Genomic DNA, 24,030 nt, shown 5'->3' with positions numbered 1-24,030 from the left:
CTTTGGTTGAGAAGGATAAAATCAGCTCAGCTTTCCCTGCCTCATTACAGCCGATGCCACTAAAAAATCTGTAAGCCTGAAAAGCCAAGAAAGGCCATGGCAAACTGACCTGCCACAATAAATGCTACGGGCAAACCCTTAAAGCTGGGCGGTATCTTAGCAAGAGCAAGACGCTCACTTACGGAACTCATCAAATAAAGAGCCAACAAGAAACCACCACCAGCACCAAGGGAGAGCATGATTGTTTCAAATATATTGTAGTTATTATTGGCAACAATAAGCGGAACAGCAATAATTACACAGTTGGCAATAACCAGAACAAGATACACTCCAAAGGAGTTGAACAGGACAGGATTCACCTTACGCAGAACTGTATCAACCGCCTGAACAGTAAGAGAAACAAGGCCGATAAAGACTAAAATTTGTAAGAAGTTGAGATCATACGGTATCAGGAAATACTGATAGAAGAACCAACTCATACAGGCTGAAACCACCATAACAATGGTGAAGACTACGCCCATACCCTTTGCCGTACTCTTTCGCTTTGATGTACCAAAAAATACACAGAGACCGAGGTATTTGGTAAAGACAAAGTTATTAATCAAGAGTGCCGAGATTAAAATAGAAAAGAGATAGGCAAGATAGGATTTACTCACCCGGGTGGTCAACCTGTCATCTGCCAGATTGGTAATCTGGACAATATGGGCCTGTGTCGTATTGAGTGGCTCAGCAAAGTTCAACACAACCTGGGATCCACCCTGCAGAACATCCGCCGATTTTATGGCCAGGCGAATATCAGGATCATTCTCTTCAAAGACGGTATAGTTACTTACCTTGGCAGCAGCTACTTGATCTACAGGCAGGGCAAAATCCAATACAATGCTATCGTCCTTACCAAAGCTCTGCTCCTTTATAAGATCTTGACCGTAACCCACAGCAGGCAAGAGCAGAGCCAACAGAACTGCACACACAAAAGAACGTAATGAAAATTTCATCATGACTGTAGCCCCTTTCTACGCTTATAGGCAATTTCAATCCAATTAAAGAAGGCCATCATCAAGCCCACCACAAAGAAACCGGCGCTTGGTAAAACAAAAAAGAGCAGGGGTTTAAAGCCCAATATATCATAACCAAACAGGGTTCCTAATCCTAAAAGCTCACGCACAAAGCCGATGGCCATCATACCAACCATAAAGCCAAGTCCCATACCGACACCATCCCAAAAGGAGTCCTTAACGTCTTCCTTACTGGCAAACATCTCAAGGCGCATGGTAATGATAGCGAAGGCAACAATCAGTTTGACGAAAATTCCCATCTTGGCGTAGGCATCAGGAAGGTACGCCGCAAGCACCAGATCAATCACCGTAACCCATGTTGCAATAGTCAGGGTATAGCTTGGAATACGGATACGTGGATGTATCTTATTCTTAAAAAGAGAAATAGTCACACTGGAACAAACCTGCACAAAAAAAACAGCAATTCCAAGTAGCAAGCCATTCATTACAGTGGTAGAAATACCCACGGCAGGACACATGGAAAGGGCAAGTTTAAAAATTGGATTTTGACTCAGTATGCCCCGACTCACCAACTGCATACTCGTTTTCGTATTTGCCACAGACTCCCCTCTATCTCAAATGTTTTAAAGGCATCGACCAGTAGGGCAATGTCATCATTTTCATCTTGATCCCAATTTAAAAGGCAACCTGAAGCTGCTGTGCCTTTAAGACCCCATCTAATATACGCAGGCGATAAACAAATTTTCGAACAATTGCCTTCACCCCTGTTGTTACAGAATTACTAGAGATTGTCGCACCGGTAAGGGCATAAATATCATGATCCTTGTACTTATCCATGACACTCTCCACCGCTGCCCGATCAACTCGACCCTCCAGGGCATTTTGATATTCGACGGGCAAAGGCTCTTTAACAACCCCAAGGTGAGTCAACACCTCAAGAGATTTCTTGTTAAACTGCTTTCGAAAATAATCCTGAGTTATTTCAGCGCCAAGACCTGGATCTTCCTCATGCTCCAGAATCTCAAGTCCCATAATGGCATTATGAGGATCGATAGCCAACATGACCTTAATGAAAGTCTTGAATCCCTGGAATTTACCTTCGAGGAGATAGGCCATACGAGCGCCTGAATCCGTGGCAATGGTTGTCTGATCAGCAAATCGTGCCTGACGAACAGCACCCAGAACAGCGGCAAGAGCCTCGGCACGCGAGCCATCCTCCAAAACTGCCTCAGAGGTTAAATTCATTGGAAATGACTCAACAAACTTACCATCAAGACTGATCAGTAAAAAAAGATAGGGGGCTTCTGCACCCTCTTTCATCGGCAACAGATAACCAATATACTGCTTACCTGGCTCTGAAACGACATAGCGATACATGGTATGCAGGGCAACAGATGCTGGAACGGCATCCTGGTTCTGATAACCTAAAAGGGCATAACGAACCTTTTGTTCTGTCACATGGGCATTATGGGCCTTAGCATTTTTTGTGAAAATATAGGTTCCGCCGATCACCGTACCCGCAAGCATGCAGGAGAGGGTCAGACGAAAGATGATTGTTAAGATATCTTTCATTTGTCACCTCCTACTGGTAAGGCAAAACGCTTTGGCTTAAACCAAGCATCAAGCACAGGACTCATGGAGTTCATCAAAAGAATGGCATAACAGACGCCCTCGGGGTAACCACCCTTAAGGCGAATCAGCACGGTGAGTCCACCAATACCAATACCATAGACTATCTGTGATATTTTATTGGTTGGACCGGTCACATAATCGGTTGCCATAAAAATGGCACCGAGCATCACACCACCGGTAAGCACGGCCAAGAGGGGATCGCCGCTAAAAAGCGTATCACCACCAAAGACCCAAGTCAACAGGGCAACAGAGCCAATAACAGAGACAGGAATACGCCAGGTTATATATCCCCTATAGAGAAGAAAAATACCGCCAAGCAGCAACAAAAAGCCTGAAGTTTCACCAATACAACCGGGTTGCCAGCCAAGAAAGAATGACTTATATAAACTTGCACCCTGGCCAAACTGAGCAACAAAGGCCTCCATCCCCTGTTCTTTCATAACGGCAAGCGGGGTGGCTGTTGTAACAGCATCCACTGAAGAATCAAAGAAATGGAAAATTGATGTTGCATCAAGTGGTTGCAACCATGCAGAGGTCATGGCAACGGGAAATGTTGCCAACAAAAATGCGCGACCGAGCAAGGCCGGGTTAAAAATATTATAACCCAAACCTCCTAGGATATGCTTACCAATGAATATGGCCATTACAGCCCCCAGGGCAGGAAGTAAAGGAGACACTCCTGGCGGGATAACAAAGGCTATCAGTAGACCTGTCAAGACAGCGCTACCGTCACGCACACACACTCTGCGCCCCAAACCCTTTTGACTTATAGCCTCAACGGCCACACAACTGGCCACAGAAACAGCGGTAATCAAAAGAACTTGGATTCCAAAGACAAAGGTGGACAAGATGAGTGATGGCAAAAGACAAGCCGTCACTGTCCACATAATTTTTTCCACAGACTCAGGGCTTTTCACATGGGGTGAAACAGCGACCGTCCAACGTGATGGGATGCCCGCCGCCTGCTGATCGGATACTTGCGGTTCGATGATCTTTCCCTCTCTTTAAATACGGTTTCTCTTTAATTCTGTCACAGTAACAAAATAGAATCTATCTCTTAATCTTCATCTTGGCCAAACGAACAAACTGAACAAGCGGTCGTTTCATAGGACAGACAAAGGCACAACTACCACATTCAAAACAGTCAAAAACGCCAAATTGAGCAGTATCCTCTGCCCTACCCGCTTCGACAAAGACACCAATTTCCTTTGGTTCAAGTCCCATGGGACAGGCGTCAAGACACCAACCACAACGGATACAGGGTCCTGGCTCATTAGTGTCCACCTCGTCCTCTGCTAAAAAGAGAAGGGCTGAGGTCGTTTTAGTAATAGGAATATCAAGATCAGATACGGCAAAACCCATCATCGGTCCACCCATAATAATTCGGGTTAGACCTGGTTTTAATCCTCCAAGATAATTGACAATATCAGAAATTTTTGTTCCAAGTTTTACCTGAAGATTTGCCGGGCGTTCAATACACTTACCGGCAACGGTAATAACCTTCTCGTAAAGAGGCTTTTGCAGGGCCACCGCCTGATAGATAGCTCGGGCGGTAGAGACATTATGCACAACCACACCCACCGCAGACGGCAGGGACATGGCCGGCACCTTACGTCCAGTAATCGCCTGAATGAGTTGCTTCTCTGACCCCTGTGGATACTTCACCTGAAGGGCACATACCTCAATGGTAAGTTGGCTATCTGCAACAGCCTGCACCTCCTGCTCCATCACCTGAATGGCATCGGGCTTATTGCTTTCAATACCGACACTGCATCTGGAAACGCCCAGAATCTTACAGATAATACGCGCGCCTTCAACAACATCTCGAGCATGCTCAAGCATCTGACGATGATCTGCAGTAATATAGGGCTCACACTCTGCCCCGTTAAGCACCAAAGTATCAATGGGAGTTGAAGAGGGAGGACTGAGCTTAACATGGGAGGGAAAACCCGCCCCGCCAATACCGACAATTCCTGCATCGTGTACCATGGAGAGCAGTTCGCTTACCTCAAGCTGCTGCCAATCCTGAGGAATATATTCTTTTGCCGGGACATCGTGATCCACCGTAATGGTGACAGAGGGAGTCGAAACCCGCATCGGATGTCCAGAATTGCCCAAGGCCTTAATCGTACCAGCAACAGGAGAGTGAAGAGGAACACCTAACCCCTTTTTCACCTCACCGATAAGACCACCCTCTTGCACCTGATCCCGTCTAGCCACAGTCGGAGTACAGGGTGCGCCAATATGCTGTCCAAGCACAAGCTCAAGCTCATCCGGTACAGGCATAACCTCAATTGCAAGCCCCGCAGTCTGCTCTTTGGCTTCCGGGGGATGCACACCACCTTTCGTAAAGGTCAATAAAGCCATAATCTATCTATCAAATAAATGAAGTTAACAGTCAGCGATAACCAACCAGTAAACACAGTCCATGGAACAGCAGCTTTCTACCCTGCCATTGGAGTTAAGAAACTCCGCCATAATATTTCATAAACTGGGTACGCTCAAAAACAGCCGGATTTTCAATGTTGCTATAGCTAAGCTTACCTCGAAAATCATCTACACGGGAAAAAGATTTCTCTTCCATCCACTGCTTCAGTTCTTCGAGTAATACACCAATATAAGGGATTCCATTTTTGTAGAGGGCAGAGACAATCTGAGCCGCTGTTGCCCCGGCAAGCAGTTGCTTGATAAGGGCCGCTCCATCATAGATCCCCGTGGAGGCAACGAAATCTTTTTCAATTCGGTCAGAAAGAAGAGCAACCCAGCGCAAAGACTCATGCATTTCACTTGGATTGCTAAAAATATCAGCCGAAGTAATGGTCATTTTATCAATATCAATATCTGGACGATAGTACCGATTGAAAAGAACAAAACCATTAATGTTTTGTTTCCATCCAAGGTGAGTCAAAAGGTGGGCAAGACCAGAAGAAAACTGGCTCATTTTGAGAGAGAGGGGGACAGAAACGGTGGAGGCCACCTTATCAATAATTTCTGTATATTTTTTCTCAGCCTCAGCCCCGCTCATTCGCGGGTCGGAGGGGAGCAGGGATATGTTCAACTCAATGGCATCGGCCCCTGCCTTTTCGATTTGGGTAGCAAAGGAGGTCCACTCGTTTGCAGAAACACAGTTCAGGGAAGCTATTACGGGAATATCCACCGCTTTTTTTGCCGCGGAGACAAGATCAAGATATTTTTCAACGGTGGCATCACGAGTATACTCCCGAATATAATCCACCGCATCCGGGTACCCCGCCTCATAGGATTCCAGATTATGACCCAGTTCTGCCACAATCTGCTCTTCAAAGAGAGATTTCAAAACAACGGCACCGGCACCAGCCTCGGCGATCTCCCTAATCTTTTTTACAGAATTTGTTAAACCACAACTTCCTACAACTAAGGGACACTTTAAATCAAGCCCCAAATAACTCGTTGACAGGTCAATCATAACCACTCCACTATGTAAATGGTTTCTCTGGTAGTGCTAACATCCTCAAAGTAAAAAACAACCAAAGATTAACAAGAAAAAAATCTTTGGCAATAAAAATAGATCTATATAAAAAAAACAGATATATCACAGATACAAAAAAGCAGATAAATACTTCATAAAATCAGCAACAAAACACCATTAACAACATCCTAGGCTATCCATGGTGTAAAAACAATAGAAATTATTTTGGTGCTGCGGCAAGTACCCATTCAGGTAAGACACCGATCTCTAGACCAAACAGAGGGATGGCAATAAGATAGGTCACAGCAAGAGCAAGCGACAGTCCTACAATGTCGAGGCCAAAACCAGATTTTACCATCCGGGGAATCGTCACATAAGCAGAGCCAAAGACAATGGCATTGGGAGGTGTGGCAACGGGCAATGCGCAGGATTTGGTGATTGTAGCTGGAATAACAGGTGAGAGGGGATTCTGGTCAAGTCCTACCGCAACGGCTGAAAGAATCGGCATAACTAAAGCCGCAGTTGCCGTGTTGGAGGTCAACTCTGTCAAAAAAATAATCAGGCACAAACAGGCGAGAGGCATACAAAAGAGCAGATGAAAACTTCATAAAATCAGCAAAAAAAAACACCATGAATACCATGCTGGCTATTCATGGTGCAAAATGAAAATTATTTTGGTGCTACGGCAAGTACCCATTCAGGCAAGACACCGAGCTCTATACCAAACAGAGGAATGGCAATAAGATAGGTCACAGTAAGAGCAAGCGACAGGCCTACAACGTCGAGGCCAAAACCAGATTTTACCATCTGCGGAATCGTCACATAACCAGAGCCAAAGACAATGGCATTGGGAGGTGTGGCAACGGGAAGCATGAATGCGCATGACGCGGTGATTGCAGCTGGGACAAGAAGCAAGAGGGGATTCTGACCAAGCCCCACCGCAACGGCTGAAAGAATCGGCATAACCAAAGCCGCAGTTGCCGTATTAGAGGTCAACTCTGTCAAAAAGATAATCAGGCACAAACAGGCGAGAAGCAAAACAAAGACAGGAGCTTGGTCAAGCAAACTAACCTGCCCCCCAATCCAATTGGCAAGGCGACTCGCCTTAAAACCACCGGCCATGGAAAGACCGCCACCGAAGAGAATCAAAACACCCCATGGCATCTTGGAGGCCCACTCCCAGTTCATAACAAAAATATTCTTCTTAAAATTAATGGGAATTAAAAAGAGAATCAAACCACCCGTCATGGCGATGGTGGCATCGGTTACCAAGCTTGGATCTGGAAAGAGGAAATCAAGTTGCTTGCGAAACATCCAACCCATGGCGGTCAGAAAAAAGACAAGAGCTGTCCAGCGCTCACCTGTGCTCATGGAACCCATCTCTTCAAGCTCCTGATCAATGAGAACACGACCACCAGGAACTTTTGTGAGCTTCATGGGATTTGCAATCCTGGTAAGCCAAAACCAACAGAGTGGCAACATGATACATACCAGAGGCACGCCTATCTTCATCCATGTAACAAAGGTAATCTCATAACCGTATGTTTTCTGGAGATAAGCGGCAAGCACGGTATTAGGAGGAGTTCCAATAAGAGTCGCCATACCACCAATTGAAGCTGCATAGGCAATACCCAGCATCAAATTCAGGCCAAAATTAAAATGATTCTTATCAAAATCTTGAAACCTCTCAAGCCCCTCTTTCCTACCCTCTTCAATAACATGGGCAATGATTGCCAGGCCAATGGGAAGCATCATAACGGTGGTGGCTGTATTTGAGACAAATGCTGACAAAACAGCTGTAGCAACCATAAAGCCAAAGATCAACCTGCTGGGGGAAAAGCCAACCACCTTAACAATATTCATTGCTATACGACGGTGGAGGTTCCAGCGCTGCATGGCAAGGGCTATTATAAAACCACCCATAAAGAGATAGATAAGATGTGAGGCATAGGGTGCTGCTGCCTGCTTGGTATGCATAATTCCCATAATAGGAAAGAGGGCGATGGGCAGTAAACTTGTGGCCGGAATAGGAATAGCCTCAGTCATCCACCAAGTGGCAATAAGCAAGGCAACAGCCGCCATTTTTTGAGCAACAGGTTCCATCCCCGCAGGAGCTGGGATAAAGAGCATAAGCAAAAACAGGGCAGGGCCAAGAAACAGGCCAACCCTCTGGCGCGTAGTATACTCACGAGGCTCACCCTCCTCGACACCGCCAGGGCCGGATTTCAAGCGTTTAATATGCTCAGCAGGCGCATCCTGCATACCCTCGGAGAGAACGGCATCCTTGCCAAGACTCTCTTCGCTTAAAAAGATATGCTCCTTTTTAAATTTTTTAGAAATCAGCTTTGTACTTGGCAAGAACAAAAGCTTGGTTTCGTCATGCATATCCCACAAACGAGCCCACACGGTTGTCAACGACATAAGTTTTTTCTCCAAATCAAGGTTCACATTTGCGCTGGACCATGCAGTCGCTAAATAATGCTCAAGAAACAACATAATACGTCCACATTGCCAACCACCTAAAAAACGAGAATATACTATATATACCATTTGTCAAAACATTTGTTTATGCTTTAATTCAATTTCTCTTATACTTCTTGGGAAAAACACCTCCTCTCTCCCCCCCCTCCAACATATCTATGGAGCAAGGGGCACATGAGACAAAAAATATTCACTAAATAGCTCAGACCCAATTCCTTTTTCATCAAGTCAGGCAACAGTTAGCCATTGTCTGTAGTGCCGACTATTGCCACTGCCTAACTTAGATAGTTTCCTCTTCAAAAGTTGCTCCCTTAAAATACTCTCATCTGCTAAATTACAGACATTTTTATAGCTAAAAGCCTGATAATTTGCTTTATATCAACATAAAAAAACCGCAACTAAAGAGAATTACGCTCTTTAAAAAATTTTATGCTACAATAGGTGTTGTTAATTTGGCGTTTGTAACTAGAATGGCAGGGTCAATTTGGAAGCAGTCTCAACAAAAAAAAGTTTAAAAAAGCACATACCATTGCTATAGTGGGATCATGAAAAATACAACTAATACAAAACGGACTAAATTTATTTTTGTTACCGGTGGAGTTCTTTCTTCCCTCGGTAAAGGACTCGCAGCAGCCTCTATTGGTGCTCTTCTTGAAAGCCGTGGATTAAGCATAACTTTCCAGAAGCTTGACCCCTACATTAACGTAGATCCTGGTACCATGAATCCCTTTCAGCACGGCGAAGTATATGTCACCGATGATGGCGCTGAAACTGATCTTGATATGGGACACTACGAGCGTTTCACTAACGCTGTCATGGGCCAAAAGAACAACTTCACATCCGGTCGCATCTACCACACCGTTATTAACAAAGAACGACGTGGTGAATATCTCGGTGGCACCGTGCAGGTTATTCCGCACATCACCGACGAGATCAAAAAATCGGTTCGCCAACTCGATGGTAGCGTTGATATCGCCATTATTGAAATTGGTGGCACCGTTGGTGATATCGAAGGCCTTCCCTTTATTGAGGCCATTCGTCAGCTCCGTGGAGATCTTGGCCGTGATTACACCCTTTTTATTCACCTCACTCTGGTGCCGTACATCAAGACTGCAGGCGAGGTAAAAACCAAGCCTACCCAGCACTCTGTTCGTGAACTCCGTGCCGATGGCATCCAACCGGATATCCTTGTCTGTCGTACCGAGGTGCCTCTTGAAGAGAACATCAAGGCCAAAATCGCCCTTTTCTGTGATGTGCAGCAGGATGCAGTTATTAACTGTGTAGACGTAGACAGCATCTACAAACTGCCAATTGCCCTTCATGCAGAAGGCCTTGATTCCAAGATTCTCGAGCTTCTTAATATCTGGACAGCCAACCCTAATATTAAGCCATGGCAGGATTTGGTTGAAAACATCCAGAATCCGAAGAACGAAGTAACCATCGCTATTACCGGAAAATATGTTGATCTCACCGAGGCCTACAAGAGTCTTCATGAGGCTCTCATTCACGGTGGCCTTGCCAATCACACCAAGGTAAAACTTCGCTATGTCAGCGCCGAAGATCTTGAAAGCGGCGATCCCGACAGTTACCTGAAGGGATGCGATGGCATCCTGGTTCCTGGTGGTTTTGGCAGACGCGGCGTTGAAGGTAAAATTAAGGCTATCACCTATGCCCGAGAAAACAGAATCCCATTCTTTGGTATCTGTCTCGGCATGCAGCTTGCTGTGGTAGAATTTGCCAGAAATATGGCAGGAATGAGCGAAGCTCACTCCACTGAACTTGAGCCTAACTCCCCTGACCCTGTTATCTACCTCACCAAAGAGTGGTTTGATTACCGAACCAACAAGATACAGCGACGGGACGAAAACTCTGATCTCGGCGGAACCCTCCGTCTTGGTGCCTACCCCTGTGTACTTCAGCAGGAAAGCCACGCAGGAGATGCCTATGGTACTCAGGAAGTATTCGAGCGCCATCGTCACCGTTTTGAGTTCAACAACGATTATCGTCAACAGCTCATTGAAAAAGGTCTTGTCATCTCCGGTACTTCTCCAGATGGCGACCTCGTTGAAATTGTTGAGATCGAGGATCATCCTTGGTTTGTAGGTTGTCAATTTCACCCAGAATTCAAATCCAAGCCAATGCAAGCGCATCCTCTCTTTAGAGATTTCATCAGCGCTGCAGTCGCTAACAAGAAAGGCTAATAAGGTATGACTGTCGTAACCCCTGTTGCTGTCGCCCAGCCGAATGGTTCTGATATCCTCGTTGGAAGTGGCCAACCTCTTCTTTTGATAGGTGGTCCCTGCTCTCTAGAATCAGAACAACTTGGTCGTGAGGTTGCTGAAACCGTAAGCAAAATATGCAAGAAACTTGGTATCTCCTATGTTTTTAAGGCATCCTTTGACAAGGCTAATCGCACCTCTATCAGCTCCTATCGTGGCCCTGGTCTGAAGAAAGGTCTGGCAAGTCTGGCACGAATTCGTGAAGACCTCCAGGTCCCTGTAATTTCAGATATCCACGATATCAGCCAGGTTGGGCCTGCTGCAGAGGTTCTCGACATTATTCAAATACCTGCCTTTCTTTGCAGACAAACTGATCTTCTGGTGGCCGCCGCTAAATCAGGCAAACCGGTCAATGTGAAAAAGGGTCAGTTTGTCTCTCCATGGGACATGGAAAATGCCATAGGTAAACTCCGTGATGCCGGCAGTGACAAGGTCATGCTGGTTGAACGTGGTGCCTGTTTTGGCTACAATAATCTGGTAGTGGACATGCGCTCACTTCCCGTTATGCGATCTTTCAACTGTCCCGTGATCTACGATGCAACCCACTCTGTCCAACTCCCCGGTGGGGCGGGAGGATCATCCTCCGGACAACGTGAGTTCATAGAACCTCTCTCTAAGGCAGCCATTGCCGCCGGTATAGATGGTCTCTTTATGGAGATTCATCCCGATCCGGATAAGGCACTCTGTGACGGACCAAATTCCATAGCCCTTGATCAGGTAGAAGAGTTGCTGACAAAGCTTGTCAAGGTACGAGCTGCGGTGGAAGAATAAGATGACAGGATCAGAAAAATACCCCAGTGATTGTCAGATTCTGGAAGAGATGCGCACTCAGGCCCGGGAACAGATCTCTACCTCCCCGGCAAGACAGTGTGCCTTAGCACGGGCAAAGGATATCAAACTCCTTCTCCTTGACGTCGATGGGGTACTGACCAATGGTAGCCTCCTCTACACGGGTGAAGAGATCGAAAGCAAGTCGTTTCACACCCTTGACGGTTTTGGCCTGCAACTTCTCCGAGAGGCTGAGGTGGCAACGGGAATTATCACCGCCAGGCGATCAGCAGTGGTGGCCCGACGAGCCAAAGAGCTGAAGATGACCTATATCTACCAGGGGGCGATGAACAAAAATATCGCCTTTAAGGAGATCCTGGCAGAATCTGGGCTCAAACCCTTTGAGGTGGCATATATGGGTGATGACTGGCTGGACCTGGTGATTCTCCAGCAAGTAGGCTTAGCAACGACACCGGCAAACGGTGCTCCTGAGGTGCAGGAAAGGGTACATTTTAGCACAAAACGCAGTGGTGGTTTTGGTGCAGTACGCGAAGTCTGCGACCTTATCATCGAAGGCAAGGGCTTGAAAGAGACCTTACTCCAGAAGTATCTGAACAAATGATCCGCCGTAACAAGGTCTGGGTTATTCCCCTAATATTCATCCTCACCTTTCCCCTATGGAAGATTCCTGTAGGAAACTTTCTCAGTCCACGGGGTGATTTCAATCCCAAGGGCAAAAAAGATATCGTACAGGGGCAGAGCTTCATCATGCAGAAGGTGGTTATATCACAGTTTGAAGGTGATAAAAAAAATACCGTTATCCGCGCCCAAAAAGCCAGTACCGGTACCACATCCAAAATTTTTACTCTCACCGATATCGACGCTGATCTCTATGACGAGACCAACAATATCACCAAGGTGAGATCTAAAACCGCTCTCTACAATCAAGGCACAGAGATACTCACCCTCCTGGGAGATGTGGTAGTGACCAAGCTTGATAAGGACCAACAGCTCTTTAGCCAAAAGCTTATCCATAACGGCAAGAAAAAGAGCATCTTCTGTCCTGACAAGACACTTATTGTCAGCGGAGCAAACACCATAAGAGGAGGAAGCTTTTTCTATAACCTCATAAGCAAAGACTACGCCTTTGGTGGACGAGTATACTGCACCCTGAAGAGCGACATTACATTATAGGTTAACACAGGAAAATACTTCAAAGATCTCCTCACCCTCCTCCAACACCACCCGAAAACGTACATTTACCTGCCATAGCAAAACGCCAAACACATCCCTTTTACCCCGCTGACTGACAGGCCTTGGGTCCTGAGCAAGCACCTCCCTGATCAGCTCTGCCAAATCACGTCCACTTTCATCCTGATATTTCTCACAAAAAGAGAGCACATCCCCCCTCAATCGTACCCGGACAGGGAAAAAGCTCCCTGCATAGGAAGAGGACGCCTCGGGAATACTATCGCTATAGGCCACATAGGGTTTTATATCGACCACCGGGGTGCCATCCAAGAGATCAATACCGGAAAGTTGCAGAAAGACCTTGCCCTTGCTGGCTCGTATCCCCCGCAGACGCACCACGGACATCCCCATGTGATTAGGACGATGCGGACTTCTGCTGGCAAAGACCCCCACCCGCTTTTTTCCACCCAGACCAGGAGGCCGGATAGACTCCCGCCAGCCAGCCTCAATGGTCTTATGAAAGACAAAGTGAACCCAGATATGGGTGAATTCGCTTAGCCCAGCCACCAGTTCCTGACGATTCCAGGGCGGAAGTAGCTCCAGCTCGGCCACCGAGGAATGGACCAGACCGGGCTGACGGGGAATACCAAATTTTTCGCTAAAACAGGAGTGAACAATACCAATGGGCTCTATCTCAAATTTTGTCATCTTCATCTATTGCAATTATTATAAATAGGTTCAGCCTCCCACAAAGAACAGGAGGCTCGGCAAACAGAGCCAATACTAGCACCTACTCACTCAAATATCCCATACAAAGAAGCCTTGCTCGGCCAGGCTAATAGCCAAGAAATATATCGGTACGAATCCGCTCCTCGGCAACCCCAATCCCGGCCAGTCCTTTTTTTATGGCCTCAACCATGAGCGGTGGACCCGAGACCATATATTGACCAATGCTACCCTTCGGCACCTCCCTGGCAAGAATGTCGGCGTTTATAAATCCCTGATAGGCGTTTTCCATGCCAGTAGCATCGGAGAGGACATGAACCAGATGGTAATGGGCGAGGCTCAGGTGCTCCAGTTCATCTCTAAAGGCAATATCCTCTCTGTTCTGATTTCCGTAGATAAGAGTGGTCTCTCCTCTTTCTTCCTTAAGGCTGGTGAGAATACTCCTAATCGGGGTGATGCCAATACCACCGGCGATCAGGACAAGAGGCTCGCCTGAGTCCGGGCAACAAAATTCGCCAAAGGGCCCCGCTACCCTGATTGCCTCTCCACGTTGCAGGGATTCCAGGCGCATGCAGTATGGACTACCAATCATTCGTTTGGTAAATTCAATGAAACCACCCTCCTGAGGGCAGCTACTCAGCGACAGGGGACGGGCAAGTTCATCACCTAAATCTACCAGCATATATTGACCAGCGACAAAACTAAAGCCCTCGGGCATCTTGAAACGATAACTGATGGAACTAGGTGTCCTCTTTATCCGCTCAAGAAATTCAGTACAGTATTCCATATCTTCTCCCTTTCATATATGTAACGGGGGGGCGACGGGAACAGCAACAATATTGCCATATCCATCTATTAGTGATTGTACTTCTCTCCCATATATTAACCGTCCTTTCTCTTTTCCTTTAGAGAAATCTCATCATAGCTCCGGGCAGGAGAACATAAAATTCAGCGCAATATCTTTCCAGAGCACAAACCTGAACATTTGCAAACAGATCTCCTACAGGCCTTCAACAGAGGGAGACCTGAATAAAGCGAGAAAAGAGTTTCCCCAATATAAGATCTTGACTTTACTCTATTCGCCCACTACAGTAACACAATTTAATTTTTCGTGTTACTTTCTTGGAGGCATTATATGCATATATCTGAAGGCGTCCTCAGCCCACCGGTTTTAGCCCTGGGTGGAGTAATTACCGTTGCCGGCACGGCCATGGGTCTAAAACATCTCGACGGTGAAAAGATCATGACCACCGCCCTCCTTACTTCAACATTTTTTGTTGCCAGCCTGATCCACGTTCCCGTCGGCCCCGCCAATGTCCACCTCATTCTCTCCGGCCTGATGGGAATTACCCTGGGCTGGGCCTGCTTTCCCGCTATCCTCACCGCCCTTTTTCTCCAGGTCCTCTTTTTTCAATATGGAGGATTTACCGTACTCGGGGTCAACACCGCCAATATGGCAGTACCGGCAATTATCTGCTACCTCCTCTTTCGCCCCCTCCTGACATCGGGGAAAAAGGGGCAGAAAGTAGCAGCCTTTGCCAGTGGTTTTATTGCCGTACTCCTAGGCACCCTCTTTATGGCGGGCTCTCTCTTTGCCAGCGATCAGCAATTTTTCAATACAGCAAAGCTGGTCTGCATAGCCCACATTCCTCTAATGTTCATCGAGGGAATCATCACCATGTTTGCCGTCACCTTTCTTGCCAAGGTGCAACCTGAATTTCTCCAACTCAAGACCAAATGAAACTCCTTAAAAAAAATTCGCCTCGACTACAAAAAAGAGGCACAGGACAAGGATTGTTCTGGCTCTTCACCTTCACCACCATCTTTTTTCTGGCAGCGACTGCCCAGGCGCATAAGGTTCGGGTTTTTGCCTATAAGGACGGGACCCAGATCACCTGCGAGAGCGAGTTCAGTGGCGGCAGAGCCGCACAGCTGGCCAGAATAGAGGTCCTGCGCGATGGCAGGGTAATTATTCAGGGCAGTACCAACCAAGATGGTATCTTTCATTTCCCTATCCCGATAAAACCTACCGGCCAGAGCCAGGATCTGAAAATTGTGGTCAACGCAGGTAATGGCCATAGAGGTGAGTGGTTATTGCGCGGGGAAGACTATCTGGATAATGCCCCCGTGGCCCAGGCCCCTCAAACTCCTTCACCTCAGCGGCAAGAGAAGACAGTACCAGAACTCTCTGTCACCATAACAGAGGTGGAGAAAATAGTGCGTAGAGAGCTAAACAAACAGCTCAGCCCCATCCGCCGACATCTGGCCGCCCAGGCTGAAGCAGGACCAAGCCTACAGGATATATTCGGAGGAATTGGCTATATTATAGGCCTTGCTGGCATTGCCGCCTACCTTCAATCTCGAAAAAAATAAGGAAGCTTCCATGATCAAGAAAACATGCTGTCTCTCCCTTCTACTATCGCTACTGGCAAGCCCCGCCCTTGCCCATTTTGGCATGCTTATCCCCGACAGTGACATCATCGGTCAAAAGAAGCGAACAGCCAATATCCAACTCTCATTTTCCCACCCCTTTGAACTGGTTGGCATGGATCTGGCGATGCCTGCCTCCTTCACCGTCACCAGTGGGGGAAAGACAAGAGATCTTAAGCCAAGGCTTCGGGCCAACTCCCTTATGGGCCATCAGGCATGGCAAACAGATTACAGCTTCAAACGACCGGGGATTTACCAATTCGTCATGGAGCCACAGCCCTACTGGGAGCCCGGCGAAGACCTCTCTATTATTCACTATACCAAGACTATCATCCCCGCCTTTGGTGATGATGAGGGTTGGGATCAAGCCCTGGGCCTACCGGCTGAAATAGTGCCGCGACTCCGCCCCTTTGGCAACTACGCCGGCAACACCTTTGTCGGCCAGGTACTGATCAAGGGAAAACCCCTTGCCCATGCAGAGGTAGAGGTTGAATTCTATAACCGGGACAATAAGTTCTCCGCCCCAAGTGACTACCATGTCACCCAGGTGATTAAGGCAGACAGAGATGGTGTCTTCAGCTTTAGCTGTCCGCAGGCGGGTTGGTGGGGGTTTGCAGCACTCACCGAGGCTGACTATACCCTGAAAAACCCGCAGGGCGAGGATAAGGGAGTAGAAATAGGGGCGGTTCTCTGGACATATATGCATCCACTCTCCACGATCAAGAACAGCCAATGATGGGGGAAGATTTTTCCTCCGGCAACTCCCTGCTTCATAAGCTTGATGCACGGACAAAGTTGATTGTTGCCGCCTGCTTTTCCCTGCAGGTGGCAGTGCAAAAGACCGTGGAGCCGACCCTCTGTCTACTGGCCCTGGCCCTGGTCTTTCTCCTTTTTAGTCGCCTCTCACCTCTGGCTGTGGGCAGACGCCTCCTTATGGTCAATACCCTGACACTCTTTATCTGGCTTACCCTACCACTCCAAGGAGGGGAAACCATAAAATTTGGTCCCCTGGCCCTGAACAGGGAGGGGATAGATCTGGCCCTGCTCATCACCATAAAAACCAATACCGCCCTGCTTGCCCTGATGAGCCTGCTCTCCACCTCAACTCCCGCAGATTTAGGACACGGCCTTGAACGTCTCCATCTCCCGGAAAAACTCTGTTTCATCCTCCTCTTTGCCTACCGCTATATTTTTGTTATCCACAATGAATACAAAACACTGTTACGGGCCGCTCAGATGCGTTGTTTCACCCCGAAAAGCTCCCTACACACCTATCGAACCTTCGCCTACCTCTTTGGCATGACACTTGTTAAAAGCCATAACCGGGCTCTTCGCATCCATCAGGCAATGGTATTGCGAGGCTTCACCGGCCAACTCATCCCCTTGAAGAGTGGCCACATAAACCGAACAGACACCCTCTTTTTCTGCCTGGCATCCCTGGCAATGACGGGCATACTTGCCGGGCAAATACTCCTTTAAAAAACATGACTCCACTCATAAAACTCGAAAACATCTGCTACCAATATCCTGCGGCAACAGAACCTGCCATCAGAGATATCAACCTCTCCCTCGGCCAGGGCAGGACAGGCATTATCGGTCCAAATGGCGGAGGCAAGACCACCCTCTTCCATCTGATAGTAGGTCTGTTAAAACCAACAGAGGGCAGATTGCTCTTTCAGGGCAGGGAGGTGAGTTGCAAAAAGGATCTCTATCAACTGCGAAAGGAGGTGGGCTTTCTCTTTCAAAACTCAGACGACCAACTTTTTTCTCCCACGGTACTGGAAGACGTTGCCTTTGGCCCCCTCAATCTCGGGGCAGGTCCGGAAGAGGCAAGGGAGGTGGCCCAGAATACCCTGGAAGGTCTTGGCCTCTATGGTTTCGAAGAGCGGATCACCCACAGACTTTCTGGTGGAGAGAAAAAGTTGGTGGCCCTGGCCACCATCCTGGCCATGAAACCGAAAATACTCCTCCTCGATGAACCCACCAACAACCTTGACCCCCGTACCCAGGATCGACTGGTGGAAATATTAAATGGGCTAGCGCAGAGCCAACTTATCATCTCCCACGATCTTGATTTTCTTGATAGCGTCACAGAAGAGCTCTATACAGTCGAAGAGGGCAGAATCAATCTCTGTCCTGCCGGCCATATACACGAGCATCGACATATCCACCAGGCGGGCAACCAACCGCATCGCCACGAAAAGAGCCCCCTACCGAATGGCTAGGGGGCTCTTCACTTTTTCAAAAAAGACTCTTATTATTTTGCAACCAAGGCGATATAGCGACTGCCCTGGCCAAATCCTACTCGCAGGAGTACATGCCTGGCATCCTTTCCCAGAGCTAAAGCCTTTTTGATATCGGCAACCTGACCTATAGCCATTCGGTTCACCTCCTCAATGAGCATTCCGGCCTTAAGTCCTGCCCTGCTGGCAGGGCTCTGGGGGGCTACCTCCCTGATGACAACCCCCTTTTTCTGGGCATAACCGAATTTTTTCGCAATTTCCGGGGTAAGTTTTTCAAAGGAGAGACCAAAGTTATTATTAAGGACCGTATGGTCCTCAATTGAGAGTCCATTGGCTCCGACGGGCCGCTCACCAATCAGCACCCCTATATCTCTTTTTTTGCCCTTACGAATGACCTGCAGGACGACCTTGCTCCCGGGCAGTACCAGTGCCACCCTGTTACGCAGGGCCGAGGCGTTTTTCACAGCACTGCCATCAATTGCGATAATAACATCACCACCAAGTAAACCACCTTTTTCAGCAGGAGAATCAGGCTGAACACCTGTCAGCAATACACCAGAGCTGCTCTTCAGGCCAAAGGATTGGGCCAGGTTTTCATCTATATCCTGAATCATCACCCCAAGCCAGCCGCGACTTACCTTCCCCGTTGCCTGCAACTGTCTTTCAATGGACTTTACCATATCAATGGGAATGGCAAAACCGATGCCCATATAACCACCCGTCTGGGAGAAGAGGGCTGAGTTTATACCAATCACCTGACCTCTTATATTAAGGAGGGGTCCACCACTGTTACCTGGATTAATAGCCGCATCGGTTTGGATAAAATTTTCATACTCATTAAGCCCCACCTGACTCCGGCCCTTGGCGCTCACAATACCCACCGTTACAGTCTGGCTCAAGCCAAAGGGATTACCAATGGCAATTACCCACTCACCCACCTCCAGAGCAGCAGAACTGCCCATGGCCAGACTTGGTAATTTTTTCGAACTCTCTATTTTTATAAGGGCGACATCGGAGAGGGGATCGGTACCAATAAGCTTTGCCTGATAACTGCTGTCATCATTAAGACGTACTGTAATAGAGTCAGCACCATCAACCACATGATTATTGGTGAGGATATAGCCATCGTCACTAACGATAAAGCCGGAACCTTGGCCTTGTTGGAGACGTGGAGGCACATTTTGCCTTTTACGTAACTGGGGACCAAAAAATTGCTTAAAAAACGGATGTTCTAGCATCTCATCGGGTATTTGCCAGCCATCCATCTGCCCACCCTTAATCGTCTTCTCCACTCGAATATTAACGACAGCAGGTTTTGCCTGCCGGGCAACAGAGGCAAAGGCCTTGGACGATTTTTCCAAAATTTCCAGATCATTTTCCGAGGCATAGGCAAGACTGGTAACAAAGAAAAAAGAACAGAGAAGATGCAGACAAATACCCCTTGTAAGGGCTGGGGACCAACTATTCATAATAATATCTCCTTAGAGGCAACAAAAGAACCTGGAACAGGCAGAGCTGAACGCAAGGACAAGAAAATATACTCTTATGAATAATTGTATGCGGGATAAAAAAAAGGATCAAGAAGATTACAAAAATGCAATCTTCTTGATCCTTTATCTGGGAGGGAAAAACTAACTACGAATCATATCTGCAATTTGGAAGGCAACTTCTAAACTCTGCTCTGCATTAAGACGAGGGTCACAGGTGGTCAGATAATTTCTGGCCAATTCCTCATCTACAATATTACGAGCCCCGCCTGTACATTCTGTGACGTCTTCACCTGTCATCTCAAAATGGACACCGCCGGGAATAGTACCCTCGGACCAGTGACTTTCAAAGAAACAGGTAAGTTCAGAGAGAATGTCATTAAAGTTCCTGGTCTTATGACCTGATGTTGCCGTATAGGTATTGGCATGCATTGGATCACAACTCCAAACAATATTATGTCCCTCCCGCTTCATTTCACGGAGAAGGGGCGGCAGGGATTTTTCAATCTCCTTGACGCCAAGACGGGTAATAAGGGTAATTCGGCCCGCCTCATTCTCCGGATTGAGGGTCTCGCAGAGACGCTTGATATCATCGGGATCATTATTAGGACCAACCTTAATGCCAATGGGATTAAGCACCCCACGCAGAAACTCAACATGAGCACCGCCAAGCTGTCTGGTACGCTCACCAATCCATAACATATGGGCCGAACAGTCATACCAACCCCCGGCGGTGGAATCCACTCGGGTCATAGCCTCTTCATACTGAAGGAGAAGGGCCTCATGGGAGGTGAAGAGTTGGGTCTGCTCAATTAACGGATTATCAGCGGCAATACCAATATTCCCCATGAACTTAATTGTCTGATCTATCTGTTTGGCCAAACGATCATAGGATCTGCCCATGGGAGACTGGGCAACAAACTCCTGATTCCAGGCCTGAACACGGTGCAAAGAGCCAAAACCACCACGGGTAAATGCCCGCACCAGATTAAGGGTCGAAGCGGCCATATTATAGCCCTTGAGCATCAACTTAGGGTTTGGCACCCGGCAAGTCTCGGTAAAGTCCGGACAGTTGACCATATCGCCACGATATGAGGGCAGGGTCACCCCATTAATGGTCTCGGTATCGGAGGAACGAGGTTTGGCAAATTGGCCGGCAAGACGGCCCACCTTAATAACGGGCTTATCACCTGCATAGGTAAGAACAACGGCCATCTGTAGGAGAACCCGAAGGGTTTCACGAATTTTTGGAGCTGTCACTTGAGAAAAATTTTCTGAACAATCACCACCCTGAAGCAAAAATGCCTCACCGGTCACAGCCTTTGCCAACTGTTGCTTGAGATTACGAATTTCACCTGCAAAAACCAGGGGGGGCAATTGACTGAGATTTGCCAAAACCTTCTCAACAGCGCCTTCATTTGGCCAGTTAGGCTGTTGTAGTGCCGTATAATTTTTCCAGCTACCCTTGTTCCACTCTTTTTGGCTTTGTGACATAATACATCCTTCCTATCTAATTTTAATCTCGTAACCAACGCAAAAGACTACAAATACTATCGGGAAAACTTTTCTGCCACTCTTACCGCCCTCACTCCGCCCTAGGAGAGACAACACCGCTCTAAATCAAAGGCATTAAGAATACGCAGCTCTCTTTCACGTTGCTTGTTTTTTAGGGGAGGCAGATAGGTAAGATCAGGGACAAGTCTTTCAGCCAAGACAGCATCTGGTATTGAATCTAACCCATCACCCAGAACTTTACCAGTAATAGTATCAAGCAACTCCGCCTCCTTACCATTGGTCACCATGGCAAGTGGAATCCTATACTGATCGTTGAGCACTCGGGCCGCAGCGATGGCCGCCCGCTCCCGACTGACAAGAGAACCAGGCCCATAACGAATAATAAGAAAATCTCTGCCAGCAGAGGAGACCACTAATTCTATGGAAGAACGGACAAAAAGATTGGCAAAAAAGGTCTCTACAGAGACGCGGGGAGATAACTGTTCCGGCAAATAACCCTTTTCCTCCAGCATCATTCGACTAAGAAATTGACGGATACGTTCATCATCGGTATCAAGCAGCTCTTCTCCCGTCAGGCAATCCTCCAGACTACCATAGACAAGGTGATGATATTTTTTTTCTGTCATACTTACCAACTCCCCATATAAAATAAACTCTACTTCCCTTTTCCTACCCTACCGGAAAGAAAATGGTAAAACAAACCCCCTCCCTGCCATCCTCCAATGCTGCCACCTGCACCTGACCATCGTGATGCTCAACAATGGTACGGACAACGAAGAGACCAAGACCCAAATGCGGTTGCTCATCCTTCTGGGTACGCAGTGAAACCATGGAGTTAAAAACCTGCCGGCATTGTTCCAAGGAAAGACTCGGCCCCTCATTGCTCATCTCCAGACGAATTTGCTGGTTTTCACAGGATAAAGCTATAACTATTGGTGTGTTTTTCTGATGAAAGCTCACTGCATTCTCAATAATTTTATCACACATCTGATGAATACGGGTAGGGTCACCATAAATAAAAATAGCATTTCCACCCTTCTTGTAATGAAACTCCACATCGATAAAGGCAGGCTGCCAAACATGCTCGACCCACATTTCAAGGGCCCGAGCCAGATCAAAACGCTCTTTGATATCTCTTTGCAGGGCGTCCTGAAGCGATGTCGCATCGCGAATCACCGTCAGTAAATTATCCATCCTGGCGATATCTAAAATTGCCCAATCAAGATAATTTTGAATCCGTTTGCCGGGTGCCACCAGTTCTCTGTCTAGATTTTGTAGAGAGGCAGAGGCCGCCGCCAAAGGGGTACGCATCTCATGCTCAAGATTATCCGCCATTTTTTCCCGATACTCATTTTGCTCCCTGATCTGAGATAACATCATGGCCAGGGTGCGACTCAAATCACCGATTTCGTCCCTTGTGGTAGCCGGACGAATACTGGCCTGCACCCGACCTCCACCGCCAATGGCAGCTGCAGCCTGATCGCGCAGGCGCCGTATCCGAGAGGAGAGACGGGAGGCAAAGAAAAGAAGGGCAAAGGAGGTAAGGGAAAAAATCAATATACCCAAGCTGATAGACTCTTCTATTAGCCTGTTTTGCAAGGCTAAAATAGAGTTTGTTGTCTGCTCAACCACAACCGCACCAATGATATTCCCCTTATTTATCAGGGGCACAATGGCCGCCATCACCTCAACATCACTCTCCTCTACGGTATAATGGGTAACGCTCGATTTTCCTGCAAGGGCCAAGCGGATCTCCTCGCTATCAAAGCTTGTTGGCTGACTGGTGATAAGAGCGGGAGAAAATGGTTTCATAAAAACATGGTAAAAAGGCCTCAAAACTAAATAAATGGCCCTGCTTGCCTTGCTCAGCAGAGAATCCGCCTCTGCCTCCTCCTGTCGTACCTGGTCAAGTAAGTGGCCAAATGTTGCCCGAACCTTTCGATTACTGTCAACAATAAGCACCCGAGAATGGGGCCGATCCAGTTCCTGCAATATCTTCTGGATTTCAACCGATGGGGCAATGGCCCGACCAAGACTGTTACGCTCCTCCCTACCAGCAGTACCTATAATTTCCTCTAGCCTTGGCTGCAGACTACTGTTCACATTGCCCACAGAAAACGCCAGTTTACGACCAACAAGAGACATAGGCATACGAATTTCGATGGCATAGCCATCGGCTGTCTGCCTCCACATCCCCTGAATACGACGCTCTATCCGCCGAGCATAGGCTCCACTCTCGGCCATCAAAAAACCATTCACCCAACCTGGTTTGCTGGTGGTTATAAGATAACGACGGGAAAGACCATTGGCATCTTCGGTATTTATTTCAAGAAAATCAGAGGTATCAAGACGTAGAGATTGAGGGGGGCGATAAACAACGGTGGCATCATGCACCTCAAAAAAGGCATAGAGGTAATCCTGCCAAATACCTGAGCGATGACGAAAATAAAAGGCAGACGAGGAGTCAGTCGCTGACCTCAAATGCTCTTTACCAAAGAGCTGGAAACTGCCGGGTTGCTCCTGCCAATCATCCTGCAGGCCATTAATACGAATGGGGCCGGTAAGCGGATAGAGATAGAGGTCTGTGCCGGGATTAAGAGAGAGAAACTGCTCACGAGCAAAAAGTCCAGAACGTCCCGTTAGGGTAGAGGCAACGGCCCGGGCAGAAAAAAGCATTGTCTCCTTGCGAGTTATCAACAGATCTTCCTGGATCATATCGCTGAAACGCAGACCAGAAAGTGGAATCAGCAAGAGGAGGAGAGAGGTGAGGGTCAACTTCAAACGCAGGGAAATTCGCATAATACGCTCTCGGAA

The 24,030-nt window shown here is 47.5% G+C and carries 23 protein-coding genes; 9 read left to right on the top strand and 14 right to left on the bottom strand.

Annotation, left to right across the window (positions count from 1 at the left end):
- Window positions 1–59: 59 nt before the first annotated feature.
- The 8 genes from DP_RS16615 to DP_RS03915 all read right to left on the bottom strand — a co-directional run bounded on the left by DP_RS16615 (window position 60) and on the right by DP_RS03915 (window position 8,517).
- The gene (locus tag DP_RS16615; RefSeq protein ID WP_011188019.1) at window positions 60–998 is read right to left on the bottom strand and encodes an electron transport complex protein RnfA; all 939 of its coding nucleotides are present in this window, start codon (window positions 996–998) and stop codon (window positions 60–62) included.
- The gene (gene rsxE / locus DP_RS03945) at window positions 995–1,615 is read right to left on the bottom strand and encodes an electron transport complex subunit RsxE (RefSeq protein WP_011188018.1); all 621 of its coding nucleotides are present in this window, start codon (window positions 1,613–1,615) and stop codon (window positions 995–997) included. The genes DP_RS16615 and rsxE overlap by 4 nt, the downstream gene beginning before the upstream one ends.
- A gap of 76 nt (window positions 1,616–1,691) precedes the next feature.
- Window positions 1,692–2,588, bottom strand: a complete 897-nt coding sequence (locus DP_RS17860) for an FMN-binding protein (RefSeq protein ID WP_011188017.1) — start codon at window positions 2,586–2,588, stop codon at window positions 1,692–1,694.
- Entirely contained in the window at window positions 2,585–3,601 is a 1,017-nt protein-coding gene (locus DP_RS03935; protein ID WP_041277602.1) for an RnfABCDGE type electron transport complex subunit D, read from the bottom strand. Before DP_RS03935 ends, DP_RS17860 begins: the two co-directional genes overlap by 4 nt.
- 97 nt (window positions 3,602–3,698) lie before the next feature.
- A complete protein-coding gene (gene rsxC, locus DP_RS03930) occupies window positions 3,699–4,985 on the bottom strand; it encodes an electron transport complex subunit RsxC (RefSeq protein ID WP_198408696.1) in 1,287 nt (428 codons plus the stop codon).
- Between the two features lie 124 nt (window positions 4,986–5,109).
- A complete protein-coding gene (locus tag DP_RS03925) occupies window positions 5,110–6,093 on the bottom strand; it encodes a dihydroorotate dehydrogenase-like protein (protein ID WP_041277601.1) in 984 nt (327 codons plus the stop codon).
- A gap of 223 nt (window positions 6,094–6,316) precedes the next feature.
- Entirely contained in the window at window positions 6,317–6,679 is a 363-nt protein-coding gene (locus DP_RS03920) for an anion permease (protein WP_011188013.1), read from the bottom strand.
- 86 nt (window positions 6,680–6,765) lie between these two features.
- A complete protein-coding gene (locus DP_RS03915; protein WP_041277600.1) occupies window positions 6,766–8,517 on the bottom strand; it encodes an SLC13 family permease in 1,752 nt (583 codons plus the stop codon).
- Window positions 8,518–9,122: 605 nt separating this feature from the next.
- Between DP_RS03915 and DP_RS03910 the strand changes: the two genes are divergently transcribed.
- The 4 genes from DP_RS03910 to lptC are packed head-to-tail and all read left to right on the top strand — an operon-like array spanning window position 9,123 to window position 12,818.
- Window positions 9,123–10,778, top strand: coding sequence for a CTP synthase (locus DP_RS03910; protein WP_011188011.1), 1,656 nt, complete (start codon window positions 9,123–9,125; stop codon window positions 10,776–10,778).
- A gap of 6 nt (window positions 10,779–10,784) precedes the next feature.
- A complete protein-coding gene (kdsA, locus tag DP_RS03905) occupies window positions 10,785–11,627 on the top strand; it encodes a 3-deoxy-8-phosphooctulonate synthase (protein ID WP_011188010.1) in 843 nt (280 codons plus the stop codon).
- A gap of 1 nt (window position 11,628) precedes the next feature.
- On the top strand, window positions 11,629–12,246 hold the full coding sequence (locus DP_RS03900; RefSeq protein WP_156792204.1) for a KdsC family phosphatase: 618 nt from the start codon (window positions 11,629–11,631) through the stop codon (window positions 12,244–12,246).
- The gene (gene lptC / locus DP_RS03895; RefSeq protein WP_011188008.1) at window positions 12,243–12,818 is read left to right on the top strand and encodes an LPS export ABC transporter periplasmic protein LptC; all 576 of its coding nucleotides are present in this window, start codon (window positions 12,243–12,245) and stop codon (window positions 12,816–12,818) included. Before DP_RS03900 ends, lptC begins: the two co-directional genes overlap by 4 nt.
- On the opposite strand, the gene tsaA is transcribed toward lptC, so the two are convergent.
- Entirely contained in the window at window positions 12,813–13,523 is a 711-nt protein-coding gene (gene tsaA / locus DP_RS03890; RefSeq protein WP_156792203.1) for a tRNA (N6-threonylcarbamoyladenosine(37)-N6)-methyltransferase TrmO, read from the bottom strand. The genes lptC and tsaA overlap by 6 nt on opposite strands.
- Before the next feature lie 127 nt (window positions 13,524–13,650).
- Window positions 13,651–14,328, bottom strand: coding sequence for an FAD-dependent oxidoreductase (locus tag DP_RS03885; RefSeq protein WP_011188006.1), 678 nt, complete (start codon window positions 14,326–14,328; stop codon window positions 13,651–13,653).
- Between the two features lie 348 nt (window positions 14,329–14,676).
- On the opposite strand from DP_RS03885, the gene cbiM reads away from it, so the two are divergent.
- From cbiM to DP_RS03860, 5 genes are read left to right on the top strand one after another with little or no spacing between them, the layout of a single operon-like run.
- Window positions 14,677–15,282 carry a cobalt transporter CbiM gene (gene cbiM / locus DP_RS03880; RefSeq protein WP_011188005.1) on the top strand — a complete coding sequence of 202 codons (606 nt, stop codon included), beginning with the start codon at window positions 14,677–14,679 and terminating at the stop codon, window positions 15,280–15,282.
- Window positions 15,279–15,914: a hypothetical protein gene (locus DP_RS03875; RefSeq protein WP_011188004.1), complete on the top strand. Its 636-nt coding sequence runs from the start codon at window positions 15,279–15,281 to the stop codon at window positions 15,912–15,914. Before cbiM ends, DP_RS03875 begins: the two co-directional genes overlap by 4 nt.
- A 10-nt stretch (window positions 15,915–15,924) precedes the next feature.
- A complete protein-coding gene (locus DP_RS03870; RefSeq protein ID WP_041277599.1) occupies window positions 15,925–16,707 on the top strand; it encodes a DUF4198 domain-containing protein in 783 nt (260 codons plus the stop codon).
- The gene (cbiQ, locus tag DP_RS03865; RefSeq protein ID WP_011188002.1) at window positions 16,704–17,450 is read left to right on the top strand and encodes a cobalt ECF transporter T component CbiQ; all 747 of its coding nucleotides are present in this window, start codon (window positions 16,704–16,706) and stop codon (window positions 17,448–17,450) included. Before DP_RS03870 ends, cbiQ begins: the two co-directional genes overlap by 4 nt.
- 5 nt (window positions 17,451–17,455) lie before the next feature.
- A complete protein-coding gene (locus DP_RS03860; protein WP_011188001.1) occupies window positions 17,456–18,196 on the top strand; it encodes an energy-coupling factor ABC transporter ATP-binding protein in 741 nt (246 codons plus the stop codon).
- A 32-nt stretch (window positions 18,197–18,228) separates the two neighbouring features.
- Here the strand turns inward: DP_RS03860 and DP_RS03855 are convergent, their stop codons facing one another.
- The 4 genes from DP_RS03855 to DP_RS03840 all read right to left on the bottom strand — a co-directional run bounded on the left by DP_RS03855 (window position 18,229) and on the right by DP_RS03840 (window position 24,015).
- A complete protein-coding gene (locus DP_RS03855) occupies window positions 18,229–19,683 on the bottom strand; it encodes a DegQ family serine endoprotease (RefSeq protein WP_011188000.1) in 1,455 nt (484 codons plus the stop codon).
- 162 nt (window positions 19,684–19,845) lie between these two features.
- Window positions 19,846–21,195 carry a class II 3-deoxy-7-phosphoheptulonate synthase gene (locus DP_RS03850; RefSeq protein ID WP_011187999.1) on the bottom strand — a complete coding sequence of 450 codons (1,350 nt, stop codon included), beginning with the start codon at window positions 21,193–21,195 and terminating at the stop codon, window positions 19,846–19,848.
- A 101-nt stretch (window positions 21,196–21,296) separates the two neighbouring features.
- Window positions 21,297–21,842 carry a type I restriction enzyme HsdR N-terminal domain-containing protein gene (locus DP_RS03845; protein WP_041277598.1) on the bottom strand — a complete coding sequence of 182 codons (546 nt, stop codon included), beginning with the start codon at window positions 21,840–21,842 and terminating at the stop codon, window positions 21,297–21,299.
- Window positions 21,843–21,885: 43 nt separating this feature from the next.
- Window positions 21,886–24,015: an ATP-binding protein gene (locus DP_RS03840; RefSeq protein ID WP_011187997.1), complete on the bottom strand. Its 2,130-nt coding sequence runs from the start codon at window positions 24,013–24,015 to the stop codon at window positions 21,886–21,888.
- Between the last annotated feature and the right edge of the window lie 15 nt (window positions 24,016–24,030).

This window comes from Desulfotalea psychrophila LSv54 (assembly GCF_000025945.1).
GTDB classification, from domain to species: domain Bacteria; phylum Desulfobacterota; class Desulfobulbia; order Desulfobulbales; family Desulfocapsaceae; genus Desulfotalea; species Desulfotalea psychrophila.
The sequence above is the reverse complement of the archived record's forward strand: the minus strand, read 5'-3'. Positions and strand labels throughout refer to the sequence as shown.

Excerpts from the sequence above, each read along its gene's own strand:
- cbiQ (WP_011188002.1), top strand. The coding sequence starts at position 16,704 with ATGATGGGGGAAGATTTTTCCTCCGGCAACTCCCTGCTTCATAAGCTT.
- DP_RS03855 (WP_011188000.1), bottom strand. The coding sequence starts at position 19,683 with ATGAATAGTTGGTCCCCAGCCCTTACAAGGGGTATTTGTCTGCATCTT.
- tsaA (WP_156792203.1), bottom strand. The coding sequence starts at position 13,523 with ATGACAAAATTTGAGATAGAGCCCATTGGTATTGTTCACTCCTGTTTT.
- DP_RS03845 (WP_041277598.1), bottom strand. The coding sequence starts at position 21,842 with ATGACAGAAAAAAAATATCATCACCTTGTCTATGGTAGTCTGGAGGAT.
- DP_RS03870 (WP_041277599.1), top strand. The coding sequence starts at position 15,925 with ATGATCAAGAAAACATGCTGTCTCTCCCTTCTACTATCGCTACTGGCA.
- DP_RS03860 (WP_011188001.1), top strand. The coding sequence starts at position 17,456 with ATGACTCCACTCATAAAACTCGAAAACATCTGCTACCAATATCCTGCG.
- DP_RS03910 (WP_011188011.1), top strand. The coding sequence starts at position 9,123 with ATGAAAAATACAACTAATACAAAACGGACTAAATTTATTTTTGTTACC.
- DP_RS03875 (WP_011188004.1), top strand. The coding sequence starts at position 15,279 with ATGAAACTCCTTAAAAAAAATTCGCCTCGACTACAAAAAAGAGGCACA.
- DP_RS03920 (WP_011188013.1), bottom strand. The coding sequence starts at position 6,679 with ATGCCTCTCGCCTGTTTGTGCCTGATTATTTTTTTGACAGAGTTGACC.
- DP_RS03900 (WP_156792204.1), top strand. The coding sequence starts at position 11,629 with ATGACAGGATCAGAAAAATACCCCAGTGATTGTCAGATTCTGGAAGAG.
- DP_RS03915 (WP_041277600.1), bottom strand. The coding sequence starts at position 8,517 with ATGTCGTTGACAACCGTGTGGGCTCGTTTGTGGGATATGCATGACGAA.
- DP_RS17860 (WP_011188017.1), bottom strand. The coding sequence starts at position 2,588 with ATGAAAGATATCTTAACAATCATCTTTCGTCTGACCCTCTCCTGCATG.
- lptC (WP_011188008.1), top strand. The coding sequence starts at position 12,243 with ATGATCCGCCGTAACAAGGTCTGGGTTATTCCCCTAATATTCATCCTC.
- DP_RS03850 (WP_011187999.1), bottom strand. The coding sequence starts at position 21,195 with ATGTCACAAAGCCAAAAAGAGTGGAACAAGGGTAGCTGGAAAAATTAT.
- DP_RS03885 (WP_011188006.1), bottom strand. The coding sequence starts at position 14,328 with ATGGAATACTGTACTGAATTTCTTGAGCGGATAAAGAGGACACCTAGT.
- DP_RS03840 (WP_011187997.1), bottom strand. The coding sequence starts at position 24,015 with ATGCGAATTTCCCTGCGTTTGAAGTTGACCCTCACCTCTCTCCTCCTC.
- cbiM (WP_011188005.1), top strand. The coding sequence starts at position 14,677 with ATGCATATATCTGAAGGCGTCCTCAGCCCACCGGTTTTAGCCCTGGGT.
- DP_RS16615 (WP_011188019.1), bottom strand. The coding sequence starts at position 998 with ATGATGAAATTTTCATTACGTTCTTTTGTGTGTGCAGTTCTGTTGGCT.
- DP_RS03925 (WP_041277601.1), bottom strand. The coding sequence starts at position 6,093 with ATGATTGACCTGTCAACGAGTTATTTGGGGCTTGATTTAAAGTGTCCC.
- kdsA (WP_011188010.1), top strand. The coding sequence starts at position 10,785 with ATGACTGTCGTAACCCCTGTTGCTGTCGCCCAGCCGAATGGTTCTGAT.